The organism is Burkholderiales bacterium (genome assembly GCA_023511995.1).
In the GTDB taxonomy this organism is placed as follows: domain Bacteria; phylum Pseudomonadota; class Gammaproteobacteria; order Burkholderiales; family Thiobacteraceae; genus Thiobacter.
Genome location: JAIMAL010000002.1, coordinates 164,435 through 176,764 on the forward strand (window position 1 = coordinate 164,435; position 12,330 = coordinate 176,764).

9 protein-coding genes and 1 tRNA gene are annotated in these 12,330 nt (G+C 64.2%); all 10 read right to left on the reverse strand.

Annotated features, from left to right (window positions below):
* Positions 1 to 33: 33 nt before the first annotated feature.
* Positions 34 to 4,236 carry a DNA-directed RNA polymerase subunit beta' gene (gene rpoC / locus K6T56_02265; GenBank protein MCL6555168.1) on the reverse strand — a complete coding sequence of 1,401 codons (4,203 nt, stop codon included), beginning with the start codon at positions 4,234 to 4,236 and terminating at the stop codon, positions 34 to 36.
* Positions 4,237 to 4,344: 108 nt separating this feature from the next.
* On the reverse strand, positions 4,345 to 8,421 hold the full coding sequence (gene rpoB / locus K6T56_02270) for a DNA-directed RNA polymerase subunit beta (protein MCL6555169.1): 4,077 nt from the start codon (positions 8,419 to 8,421) through the stop codon (positions 4,345 to 4,347).
* A gap of 160 nt (positions 8,422 to 8,581) precedes the next feature.
* A complete protein-coding gene (gene rplL, locus K6T56_02275; GenBank protein ID MCL6555170.1) occupies positions 8,582 to 8,965 on the reverse strand; it encodes a 50S ribosomal protein L7/L12 in 384 nt (127 codons plus the stop codon).
* Positions 8,966 to 8,998: 33 nt separating this feature from the next.
* On the reverse strand, positions 8,999 to 9,523 hold the full coding sequence (gene rplJ / locus K6T56_02280; protein ID MCL6555171.1) for a 50S ribosomal protein L10: 525 nt from the start codon (positions 9,521 to 9,523) through the stop codon (positions 8,999 to 9,001).
* Between the two features lie 366 nt (positions 9,524 to 9,889).
* Entirely contained in the window at positions 9,890 to 10,585 is a 696-nt protein-coding gene (rplA, locus tag K6T56_02285; GenBank protein ID MCL6555172.1) for a 50S ribosomal protein L1, read from the reverse strand.
* 1 nt (position 10,586) lies between these two features.
* Positions 10,587 to 11,018, reverse strand: a complete 432-nt coding sequence (gene rplK / locus K6T56_02290) for a 50S ribosomal protein L11 (protein MCL6555173.1) — start codon at positions 11,016 to 11,018, stop codon at positions 10,587 to 10,589.
* A gap of 144 nt (positions 11,019 to 11,162) precedes the next feature.
* Positions 11,163 to 11,696, reverse strand: coding sequence for a transcription termination/antitermination protein NusG (gene nusG, locus K6T56_02295; protein ID MCL6555174.1), 534 nt, complete (start codon positions 11,694 to 11,696; stop codon positions 11,163 to 11,165).
* Positions 11,696 to 12,043: a preprotein translocase subunit SecE gene (secE, locus tag K6T56_02300; protein MCL6555175.1), complete on the reverse strand. Its 348-nt coding sequence runs from the start codon at positions 12,041 to 12,043 to the stop codon at positions 11,696 to 11,698. The genes nusG and secE overlap by 1 nt, the downstream gene beginning before the upstream one ends.
* Positions 12,044 to 12,132: 89 nt before the next feature.
* A tRNA-Trp gene (locus tag K6T56_02305) sits at positions 12,133 to 12,208 on the reverse strand.
* 46 nt (positions 12,209 to 12,254) lie between these two features.
* A partial coding sequence (locus tag K6T56_02310; GenBank protein MCL6555176.1) for an elongation factor Tu occupies positions 12,255 to 12,330 on the reverse strand: 76 nt, incomplete at its 5' end.

A 12,330-nucleotide genomic window follows, 5' to 3' on the forward strand; every position in this document is an offset into this window, starting at 1 on the left:
CCGCGGTGGGCAGGTCAACCGGCCCCCTGCCGCCTACGCCACTTCTTCCTGGCCGGAGCCGGTCCCCTCTTCGTTGAGGGTGATCTCGGTGGTGCCGGTCACCGCATCGAGGCCCAGTTTCTGCCGCTTGCGGTTGCGGTGGTAGGCAAGACCGGTGCCCGCGGGGATGAGCCGACCAACGATGACGTTTTCCTTCAGGCCGCGCAGCTCGTCGCGCTTGCCCATGATGGCGGCCTCGGTGAGCACGCGGGTGGTCTCCTGGAAGGAGGCCGCCGAGATGAAGGAATCCGTGGAGAGGGACGCCTTGGTGATCCCCAGCAACACGTATTCGAAGCTGGCGGGGCGTTTGCCTTCGGCGATCACGCGATCGTTCTCCTGCAGCACCTCGGCGCGTTCCACCTGCTCACCCTGGATGAAGCGGGTATCGCCCGGATCGGTGATGTTCACCCGCCGCAACATCTGCCGCACGATGACCTCGATGTGTTTGTCATTGATACGCACCCCCTGCAGGCGATAGACATCCTGCACCTCGTCGGTGATGTAGCGGGCGAGCGCTTCCACCCCCAAAAGCCGCAGGATGTCGTGGGGATCGGGCGGACCATCGACGATCATCTCGCCCTTGTTCACCACCTGCCCCTCGTGCACGGTGACGTGCTTGTCCTTGGGAATCAGGTATTCGTGGGCGACGCCATCGAGGTCGGTGATGATGAGGCGCTGCTTGCCCTTGGTGTCCTTGCCGAAGGAGACCGTGCCGGTGACCTCCGCCAGCATGCCGGCATCCTTGGGCGTGCGCGCCTCGAAGAGCTCGGCCACCCGCGGCAGACCGCCGGTGATGTCCCGGGTCTTGGAGGTTTCCTGGGGAATGCGCGCCAGCACCTCGCCCACCGCCACCTCCTGGCCATCGCGCACGGTGATGATGGCGCCCACCGGGAAACTGATGCTGACCGGGGTTTCGGAATTGGCGAGCTTCACCTCCTTGCCCTCGGCATCCAGCAGTTTCACCTGCGGGCGCAGGCCCTTGGTGGTGATACCGCGCCGTTTGGGGTCGATCACCACCAGGGTGGACAGGCCGGTCACCTCGTCGATCTGCTTGGCGACGGTCACCCCCTCTTCCACGTTCTCGAAATGGACCCGGCCGGCATACTCGGTGATGATGGGACGGGTATGGGGGTCCCAGCTTGCCACCACCTTGCCTGCCTTCACCGCGGCGCCGTCGAGCACGTGCAGGGTCGCGCCGTAGGGGACCTTGTGCCGCTCCCGCTCGCGCCCGGATTCGTCCTGCACCATGAGCTCGCCGGTGCGGGAGATGACCACCTGCTCGCCGCGGGCATTGGTGACATAGCGCATGGTGGGACCGAAGCGCACCGTCCCATTGGACTTGACTTCGATCTGGCTCGCCACCGCGGCGCGCGAGGCGGCACCGCCGATGTGGAAGGTGCGCATGGTGAGCTGGGTGCCCGGCTCGCCGATGGACTGGGCGGCGATCACGCCCACCGCCTCGCCCACGTTGACCAGGCTGCCCCGCGCCAGATCGCGCCCATAGCACTGGGCGCATAGCCCATAGCGGGTTTCGCAGGTGAGCGGCGTGCGCACCTTGACCTCGTCGATGCCCGCCGCCTCGATGGCATCCACCACGTCCTCGTTGAGCAGCGTCCCCGCCGGGAAGAGCACGGCACCGGTGTCGGGGCTGATGATGTCCACCGCGGCCACGCGGCCGAGGATGCGCTCCCGCAGCGGCTCCACCACCTCGCCGCCTTCGATCAGGGCCTTCATGGACACGCCATTCTCGGTGCCGCAATCCTGTTCGGTGATCACCAGGTCCTGGGTCACGTCCACCAGGCGGCGGGTGAGATAACCCGAGTTGGCGGTCTTCAGTGCCGTATCGGCAAGGCCCTTGCGGGCACCGTGGGTGGAGATGAAGTACTGCAGCACATTCAGCCCTTCACGGAAGTTGGCCGTGATGGGGGTTTCGATGATGGAGCCGTCGGGCTTGGCCATCAGGCCCCGCATGCCGGCAAGCTGCCGGATCTGCGCCGCCGAACCCCGGGCGCCGGAGTCCGCCATCATGTAGATGGAGTTGAAGGACTCCTGCTTCACCTTCCTGCCCTCGCGGTCGATCACCTCCTCGCTGCCCAACTGTTCCATCATCGCCTTGGCCACCACGTCACCGGCGCGACCCCAGATATCCACCACCTTGTTGTAGCGCTCGCCCTGGGTGACCAGGCCGGAGGCGTACTGCCGCTCGATCTCCTTCACCTCCTCTTCGGCCGCGGCGAGGATGGCCTGCTTTTCCTGGGGCACCAGCATGTCGTCCACACAGAAGGAGATGCCGGCGCGGGTGGCGAAGGAAAAGCCGGTGTACATGAGCTTGTCGGCGAGAATCACCGTCTCCCGCAGGCCCACGCGGCGGAAGCTGGCGTTGATGAGCTTGGAGATTTCCTTTTTCTTGAGCGTCTTGTTCACCAGCTCGAAGGGCAGCCCCGGCGGCAGGATCTCGGACAGAAGCGCCCGGCCCACGGTGGTGTTGTAGCGGGTGATTTTCTCGATTTTTTCCCCATCGGGGCCGATTTCGTATTCCTTGATGCGCACCGTGATCCGCGCGTGCAGGTCCACCTGACGGCTCTCATAGGCGCGGGAGACTTCCGCCACGTCGGCGAAATACATGCCCTCGCCCCGCGCATTGATGCGCTCCCGCGTCATGTAGTAGAGCCCCAGCACGATGTCCTGGGAGGGGACGATGATGGGGTCACCATTGGCGGGCGAAAGCACGTTGTTGGAGGACAGCATCAGGGTGCGCGCCTCCATCTGCGCTTCCAGCGACAGCGGCACGTGCACCGCCATCTGGTCGCCGTCGAAGTCGGCGTTGAATGCCGCACACACCAGGGGATGGAGCTGGATGGCCTTGCCCTCGATGAGCACCGGCTCGAAGGCCTGGATGCCCAGGCGGTGCAGGGTGGGCGCCCGGTTGAGGAGCACCGGATGCTCGCGGATCACCTCCTCCAGGATGTCCCACACTTCCGGCGTTTCCTGTTCCACCATGCGCTTGGCCGCCTTGATGGTGGTGGCCAACCCCTGCACCTCCAGCTTGTGGAAGATGAAGGGCTTGAACAGCTCCAGCGCCATTTTCTTCGGCAGACCACACTGGTGCAGCTTCAGTTGCGGGCCGACCACGATCACGGAACGACCCGAATAGTCCACCCGCTTGCCCAGGAGGTTCTGGCGGAAGCGGCCGCCCTTGCCCTTGATCATGTCGGCGAGGGACTTCAGCGGCCGCTTGTTGGCGCCGGTCATGGCCTTGCCCCGCCGGCCGTTGTCCAGCAGGGAATCCACCGCCTCCTGCAGCATGCGCTTTTCGTTGCGGACGATGATCTCCGGCGCCTTGAGCTCCAGAAGCCGCTTCAAGCGGTTGTTGCGGTTGATGACGCGCCGGTAGAGATCATTGAGGTCGCTGGTGGCGAAACGTCCGCCATCCAGGGGCACCAGCGGCCGCAGCTCCGGCGGCAGCACTGGCAGCACCTCCAGGATCATCCATTCCGGGCGCACGCCGGAACGCTGGAAGGCTTCCAGCACCTTGAGCCGCTTGGCGATTTTCTTCAGCTTGGTGTCGGAGGTGGTGCCGGCGAGCTCGGCCCGCAGCTTTTCCACTTCGGCGTTGATGTCGATGGCGCGCAGCAGATCGCGGATACCTTCCGCGCCCATGGCCGCCTTGAATTCATCGCCGTATTCCTCGACCTTGGCGAGATAATCGTCCTCGCTCAAAAGCTGGCCGCGGTCGAGGGGCGTCATGCCCGGATCAATGACCACGTAGGCCTCGAAATAGAGCACCCGCTCGATGTCGCGCAGGGGCATGTCCAGCACCATCCCCAGCCGCGACGGCAGGGACTTGAGGAACCAGATATGGGCCACGGGGCTCGCCAGTTCGATGTGGCCCATGCGTTCCCGCCGCACCTTGGCCAGGGTCACCTCAACGCCGCATTTCTCGCAGATGACGCCCCGGTGCTTCAAGCGCTTGTACTTGCCGCACAGACACTCGTAATCCTTCACCGGGCCGAAAATCTTGGCGCAGAAGAGGCCATCCCGCTCCGGCTTGAAGGTGCGGTAGTTGATGGTCTCCGGTTTCTTCACCTCACCATAGGACCAGGAGCGGATTTTGTCCGGCGATGCGAGGGCGATGCGGATGGCATCGAATTCCTCTTCCTGGGTGACCTGTTTGAACAAATCGAGCAGTGCTTTCATGTGACACTCCGTTTCAGAGGACGGTGGTGAGGTGAGGGAGCCGAAAACCCTTTTCCCCGAACACGCCCCGTCCTGGTCAAACCTGCTGTTGGCTCATTCCCCTATGACTCAATCCCGCTCCAGATCGATGTCGATGGCCAGCGAGCGGATTTCCTTCACCAGCACGTTGAAGGACTCGGGCATGCCGGCATCGATGCGGTGGTCGCCCTTGACGATGTTTTCGTACACCTTGGTGCGGCCGGTGACGTCGTCGGACTTGACCGTCAACATTTCCTGCAGCGTATAGGCGGCGCCGTAGGCCTCCAGCGCCCACACCTCCATTTCGCCGAAGCGCTGGCCACCGAACTGCGCCTTGCCGCCCAGCGGCTGCTGGGTGACCAGGCTGTAGGGACCGGTGGAACGCGCATGCATCTTGTCGTCCACCAGGTGGTGCAGCTTCAGCATGTGCATGTAGCCCACGGTGACGGGCCGCTCGAAGGGTTCGCCGGTGCGACCGTCGTAGAGGGTGACCTGACCGGAACGGGGCAGGCCGGCGAGCTCCAGCATGTCCTTGATCTCCTCTTCCGTGGCGCCGTCGAACACCGGCGAGGCGAAGGGCACGCCATCGCGGAGGTTGACTGCCAGCTCGACGATCTCCTTGTCGGTGAGCAGATCGAGACGTTCCGGACGGCCGGTGCGGTTGTAAATCTTCTCCAGATACTTGCGCAGCTCCGCCACGGTGACGTTCTCGGCGTCTTCCAGCATTTTGGCGATTTTCTGCCCCAGTCCCTTGGCCGCCCAGCCCAGGTGGGTTTCGAGAATCTGGCCCACGTTCATGCGGGAGGGCACCCCCAGCGGATTGAGCACGATGTCCACCGGCGTGCCGTCCTCCATGTAGGGCATGTCTTCCACCGGCACGATCTTGGAGATGACCCCCTTGTTGCCATGGCGCCCCGCCATCTTGTCACCGGGCTGTAGCCGGCGCTTGACGGCGAGATAGACCTTGACCATTTTCAGCACGCCGGGCGGCAGCTCGTCACCGGAGGTGAGCTTTTTCTTCTTCTCGGCGAACATCTGGTCGAATTCGCGGCGCTTGGCCTCCAGGCTTTCCTTGAGGCGCTCGAGCTGCTGCGCGGCCTCCTCGTTGGCGAGCCGGATATCGAACCACTCGTAGCGGTTGAGCTCCTCCAGGTATTTCTTGGTGATCTTCGTTCCCTTGGCGAGCTTCTTCGGTCCGCCGTTGGCCACCTTGCCGATGAGCAGGCGCTCGATGCGGCCGAAGGTGTCATCCTCGACGATACGCATGCGGTCGGCGAGGTCCTTCTTGTACTCGTTGAGCATGCTGTCGATGATCTGCGCCGCGCGTTTGTCCCGCTCGATGCCCTCGCGGGTGAAGACCTGCACGTCGATCACCGTGCCGGACATGCCGGACGGCACCCGCAGGCTGGTGTCCTTCACGTCGGAGGCCTTCTCGCCGAAGATGGCGCGCAGCAGTTTTTCCTCCGGGGTGAGCTGCGTTTCGCCCTTGGGTGTGACCTTGCCCACCAGCACATCGCCCGCCTGCACCTCGGCACCGATATAGACGATGCCCGACTCGTCGAGCCGCGCCGCCATGCGCTCCGACAGATTGGGGATGTCGCGGGTGATCTCCTCCGGACCCAGCTTGGTATCCCGCGCCACCACCGACAGTTCCTCGATGTGGATGGAGGTGTAGCGGTCGTCCGCGACCACGCGCTCGCTGATGAGGATGGAGTCCTCGAAGTTGTAGCCGTTCCAGGGCATGAAGGCGACGAACATGTTCTGCCCCAAGGCGAGCTCCCCGGTGTCGGTGGAGGCGCCGTCGGCGATCACATCCCCTCGCTGGATCACATCCCCGATGCGGACCAGCGGCCGCTGGTTGATGTTGGTGTTCTGGTTGGAACGGGTGAATTTGGTCAGGCTGTAAATGTCCACGCCCACCTCGCCGGGGGCGGTCTCGTCATCGTTGACGCGCACCACGATACGGGTGGCATCCACATAGTCCACCACGCCCCCCCGTACCGCGGTGACCACGGTGCCGGAATCAACCGCGGCGGTACGCTCGATGCCGGTGCCCACCAGCGGCTTTTCCGGACGCAGGCAGGGCACCGCCTGGCGCTGCATGTTGGAACCCATCAACGCCCGGTTGGCGTCGTCGTGCTCAAGGAAGGGAATGAGGGAGGCGGCCACCGAGACGATCTGCGCCGGCGCCACGTCCATGTACTGCACGTTCTCCCGCGGCGCCATGGTGAACTCGTTGCGGTGCCGGCAGGAGACGTATTCCTCCTTGAAGCGGCCGTTCTTGTCCAGCTCGGCGTTGGCCTGGGCGATGACGTACTGGCCCTCCTCGATGGCCGACAGGTACTCGATCTCATCGGTGACCCGGCCATTCACGACCTTGCGGTAGGGCGTTTCCAGGAAGCCATATTCGTTGGTGCGTGCATAAAGCGCGAGCGAATTGATGAGGCCGATGTTGGGGCCTTCCGGCGTCTCGATCGGACAGACGCGGCCGTAGTGGGTCGGATGCACGTCGCGCACCTCGAAGCCCGCCCGCTCCCGGGTCAGGCCCCCCGGACCCAGGGCCGACACCCGCCGCTTGTGGGTGATCTCGGACAGCGGGTTGGTCTGGTCCATGAACTGGGAAAGCTGGCTGGAGCCGAAAAATTCCTTCACCGCCCCCGATACCGGCTTGGCATTGATGAGATCGTGGGGCATGAGGTTTTCCGACTCCGCCTGCGCCAGCCGCTCGCGCACCGCGCGTTCCACCCGCACCAGGCCAGCACGGAACTGGTTTTCCGCGAGCTCACCCACCGAGCGCACGCGCCGGTTGCCCAGGTGGTCGATGTCGTCCACCTCGCCGCGGCCGTTTCGGAGCTCCACCAGGAGGTGGATCACCTGCACGATGTCCTCCGGCGTCAGGGTACCGGGGCCGGTGAGCTCGCTGCGGCCCACACGGCGGTTGAACTTCATCCGCCCCACCTTGGACAGGTCGTAGGTTTCCTCGGAGAAGAAGAGGCGGTTGAAGAGGGTCTCCACCGCTTCCTCCGTCGGCGGCTCACCGGGCCGCATCATGCGGTAGATGGCCACACGCGCGGCCATGGTGTCGGCCGTCTCGTCGATGCGCAGGGTCTGCGAGATGTAGGGGCCGTGGTCCAAATCGTTGGTGTAGAGGGTCTGGATGGTGTCGATGCCCGCGGCCATGAGCTTCTTCAGCACCTCCTCGGTGATCTCGTCATTGGCGCGGGCGATGAGCTCGCCGGTTTCCTTGTCGATGACATTGGTCGCGAGCACACGGCCAATGAGGAAATCCTCCGGCACGATCATTTTCTTGAGGCCCGCCGCCTCCATCTCGCGGATGTGCTTGACGGTAATCCGCTTGTCCTTGGGCACGATGACCTTACCCTTGGCCGCGATGTCGAAACGCGCGATCTCGCCCCGCAGGCGCTCGGGCACGAGTTCGAATTCAATGCCCTTCTTGGTCAGATGGAAGGTGTCGAACTGGAAGAAAATCTGCAGGATCTGTTCCGGCGTGTAGCCCAGCGCCTTGAGCAGGATGGTGACCGGCATCTTGCGCCGCCGGTCGACGCGGAAATAGACGTAATCCTTGGGATCGAACTCGAAATCGAGCCAGGAGCCGCGATAGGGGATGATGCGCCCGGAGAAGAGGAGCTTGCCGGAGGAATGGGTCTTGCCCCGGTCGTGCTCGAAGAACACCCCCGGCGAGCGGTGCAGTTGGGAGACGATTACCCGCTCGGTGCCGTTGATGATGAAGGAACCGTTGTTGGTCATGAGCGGGATTTCGCCGAAATAGACCTCCTGCTCCTTGGCTTCCTTGACCGTGGGCTTGGACGCCTCCTTGTCCATGATCACCAGGCGCACCTTGGCCCGCAGGGGCGCAGCATAGGTGAGGCCGCGCTGCTGGCACTCCTTGACGTCGAAGGGGGGATCGCCCAGGGTATAGCTCACGTATTCGAGACGCGCATTGCCGGAATGGGAAACGATCGGGAAGATGGAGCGGAACGCCGCCTCCAGCCCCTCCACCTTGCGCTCCTCGGGCGGCACGTCGGCCTGCAGGAACGAGCGGTAGGAATCCAGCTGCATGGCGAGCAGGTAAGGCACGTCGAGCACGCTGGGACGCTTGGCGAAGCTCTTGCGGATACGTTTCTTCTCGGCGAAAGAGTAGGTCATGGCATCTCCGGTAGAGGCAAGCGGAAATCGGCCCGGGCGGGCAGCCCGGCGAAATCACAAGTGAGCGGACGCCATCCGCTCAGTTCTGATTTCGGCTCCAGAAGCGGCAAAAGGCCGGCGACCCTGACGGGTTGCCAGCCATCCGCCGCAGTGGCCGCGCTTACTTGATTTCGCAAGTGGCGCCGGCTTCCGTGAGCTGCTTGGCGATCGCCTCGGCTTCGGCCTTGGGAATGCCTTCCTTCACGGGCTTGGGCGCACCGTCCACCAGGTCCTTGGCCTCTTTCAGACCGAGACCGGTGATGGCACGCACCACCTTGATCACTTCCACCTTCTTCTCGCCGGCTGCGGTGAGCACGACGCTGAAGTCGGTCTTTTCTTCCGCCGGGGCGGCAGCGCTACCGGCAGCAGGGGCGGCGGCCACGGCCACGGCGGCAGCCGCGGCGGACACACCGAATTTTTCCTCCATTTCCTTGATGAGCTCGGACAGCTCCAGCACGCTCATGTTGGCAAGGGCATCGAGGATTTCAGCTTTGGATACGGCCATGATGTTCTCCAGTCAAGATTCGAAAAGGTTGATTCAGGCAGCCTGTTTGCTGTCACGGATCGCCGCCAGCGTGCGCACGAACCGTGCCGGCACTTCGTTGAGCGTCCGCACGAACTGGGCGATGGGCGCCTGCATGGTGCCCATCAGTTTCGCCAGAAGCTCCTCGCGCGAAGGCAGGGCGGCAAGGCTTGCCACCTCCTTCGGCCCCATGATCGTGTTGGGCAGCGCACCCCCCTTGATCACGAGTTTTTCGTTGCTCTTGGCAAACTCGTCGAGCACTTTTGCGGCGGCCACCGGATCGGCGGAAATCGCAAACGCCAGCGGACCCACCATTTTCTCCGCCAGGGGAGCAAACGGCGTGTTCGCCACGGCGCGCCGGGCCAGCGTGTTCTTCAGCACGCGGAAGTACACGCCGGCATTGCGCGCTTTCGCCCGCAGTACCGTCATGTCCCCCGCTCCCAGGCCGCGGTACTCAGCGAGGATGATGGCCTGGGCGCGCGCCACCTGCTCGCTCACCTCGGCCACGACCTCTTGCTTCTTCTGCAGATTGAGAGCCACGGTCTTACTCCTTACGTCGAATGCGGCTTGAACTCACCGCGAATCGGCGACCTTCCGATAGGAGAACATCGCTTGCACAACGATCATCCTGTCTTGGGTACGCCATCTGCGTAGGCTTCCGGCTGGTGGGAGCGGCAGCACCCTGTGCCCGTTTCCCTTCGCCTTCCATTGAGTCCTCACGGACACCTACGGTCTTTGATAACCCCGTTCACCCAACCCGGCCGCCGATCCCCGCCGGTTACCGGAGTTGCGGTCGGTAACCGGCGGAGATGCGGCGACCAGTCGAGTGACCGGGCCCAAAGTCTTTTCCCTTCCCCTGTTCGGCCGCGTCTGCCTGCGCCGCGCGGCAGGCAGGCGGGGCGCACCTCAGGCGGTCAGCGACCCCTGGTCCACCTTCACGCCCACCCCCATGGTGCTGGAGACGGCGATGCGCTTGAGATACACCCCCTTGGCGGCAGCCGGCTTGGCTTTGTTGAGCGCCTCCACCAGGGCCAGGAGATTCGCCTTCAGATCCTCGGGCGGGAAGGAGGCGCGGCCAATGGTGCAATGGACGATGCCGGCCTTATCGGTGCGGAACTGCACCTGACCCGCCTTGGCATTTTTCACCGCCTCCGCCACGTTGGGGGTGACGGTGCCCACCTTGGGATTGGGCATCAGCCCCCGCGGACCGAGAATCTGGCCCAACTGGCCCACCACCCGCATGGAATCGGGGGTGGCGATGACCACGTCGAATTCCAGCCAGCCTTCCTTGATCCGGGCGGCGAGATCATCGAAGCCCACCACGTCGGCCCCCGCTTCCTTCGCCGCTTCGGCGGCCGGACCCTGGGCGAAGACCGCCACCCGCACCTTCTTGCCGGTGCCCTTGGGCAGCACCAGGGAGCCGCGCACGAGCTGATCGGATTTGCGCGCATCCACCCCCAGATTCACCGCCACATCCACCGACTCGTCGAATTTGGCAGTGGCGGTTTCCTTCACCAGTTTCAGCGCCTCGTCCACGGGATAGGCCTTGGTGCGGTCCACCTTGGCCAGGATGGCCTGGCGGCGTTTGGAAATCTTCGCCATGTCAGACTCCCTCCACTTCGATGCCCATGCTGCGGGCGCTGCCGGCAATGGTGCGCACCGCGGCCTCCAGATCGGCGGCGGTGAGATCGGGCATTTTCATTTTGGCGATTTCCTCGGCCTGGGCGCGGGTGATGCGGCCCACCTTGTCGGTGTGGGGCTTGCTGGAGCCCTTCTCCACCTTCGCCGCCTTCTTCAGGAGCACGCTGGCGGGCGGCGTCTTGAGCACGAAGGTGAAGGATTTGTCCGCGTAGGCGGTGATCACCACGGGAATCGGCAGGCCGGGCTCCATGCCCTGGGTCTGGGCATTGAAGGCCTTGCAGAATTCCATGATGTTGAGGCCGCGCTGGCCCAGCGCAGGGCCGATGGGGGGCGAGGGATTGGCCTTGCCCGCCGGCACCTGGAGCTTGATGTAGCCGACGATTTTCTTTGCCATGATGGCTTTCCTTTGCTTGAAGTGAGTCCAAACGCACGGCCGGCAAGCCGGCTCGCGCTCCTCGTGCCGGAATCAGGGCTTCCGGCCTGCCCGAATACGCCACACCCTGCTGGGCCGCGCCTCGCGCGCAGCCTGCGGTGTGCCTCAGGCCTTTTCCACCTGGCTGAAATCCAGCTCCACGGGGGTGGAACGGCCAAAGATCATCACCGACACCCGCAGCTTGTTCTTGTCGTAATTGACCTCTTCCACGTTGCCGTGGAAGTCGGCGAAGGGGCCTTCCGTCACCCGCACCGCCTCGCCTACCTCGAAGAGGACCTTGGGCTTGGGTTTTTCCACGCCTTCCTGGATCTGCTGCATCAGCGCCTGCACTTCCTTCTCGCTGATGGGGGTGGGCTTGGCGGCGGAGCCGCCGACGAAGCCGGTGACCTTGGGCACGCTCTTCACCAGGTGCCAGGTGGCATCGTCCATTTCCATTTCCACCAGCACATAACCCGGGAAGAACTTGCGTTCGCTGGTGCGCTTTTGGCCGCCCTTCATCTCCACCACTTCTTCCACGGGCACCAGGATCTGGCCGAACTTGTCCTCCATGTGGGCGCGCTTGATGCGTTCCTCGAGGGCCCGCTTGACACTCTTCTCGAAGCCGGAATAGGTGTGCACCACGTACCAGCGTTTGGCCATCAGCTTCCCCGTTCCATCAACATGCGCACGATTGCGGAAAGCGACACGTCCACCACGAAGATGAACAGCGCCATGAGGACCACGAAAACGAACACCACCCCCGTGGTCTGCATGGCTTCCTTGCGGGTGGGCCAGACCACACGCTTGGCCTCGGCGACGGACTCCCGGGCGAAGACCACAAACTGGCGCCCCGGCTCGGTGAACCAGCCCACCACGGCCGCCGCCGCCACCCCGCCAATGACGGAGAGCACGCGCAGCACCAGGGGCTGGTTGGCCAATGCATAAAACCCGACGAGCCCCGCCACGATGGCAAGGCCCGCCAGGGCCAGTTTGATTCTGTCTGCCATGACTTAAGCCTCGGGCGCGGTGGCGCTTCAACGGGCAACCGGCGGCGTCGCCTGTTTCCCGGAAGCGGTGGCCGCCGCGCCGGTGTGTCTGGCAGGCCAGGAGGGTCTCGAACCCCCAACCTGCGGTTTTGGAGACCGCCGCTCTGCCAATTGAGCTACTGGCCTGAATGCCGTTTGCAACATGGCGCGGCCGCAGGGCCGCGCCGCCTTCTCACTCGATGATTTTCGACACCACGCCGGCGCCCACCGTCCGCCCACCCTCGCGGATGGCAAAACGCAAACCCTCT

Excerpts from the sequence above, each read along its gene's own strand:
- secE (MCL6555175.1), bottom strand. The coding sequence starts at position 12,043 with ATGGCAGACAGAATCAAACTGGCCCTGGCGGGCCTTGCCATCGTGGCG.
- rplA (MCL6555172.1), bottom strand. The coding sequence starts at position 10,585 with ATGGCGAAGATTTCCAAACGCCGCCAGGCCATCCTGGCCAAGGTGGAC.
- rplL (MCL6555170.1), bottom strand. The coding sequence starts at position 8,965 with ATGGCCGTATCCAAAGCTGAAATCCTCGATGCCCTTGCCAACATGAGC.
- nusG (MCL6555174.1), bottom strand. The coding sequence starts at position 11,696 with ATGGCCAAACGCTGGTACGTGGTGCACACCTATTCCGGCTTCGAGAAG.
- rplK (MCL6555173.1), bottom strand. The coding sequence starts at position 11,018 with ATGGCAAAGAAAATCGTCGGCTACATCAAGCTCCAGGTGCCGGCGGGC.
- rpoB (MCL6555169.1), bottom strand. The coding sequence starts at position 8,421 with ATGACCTACTCTTTCGCCGAGAAGAAACGTATCCGCAAGAGCTTCGCC.
- rpoC (MCL6555168.1), bottom strand. The coding sequence starts at position 4,236 with ATGAAAGCACTGCTCGATTTGTTCAAACAGGTCACCCAGGAAGAGGAA.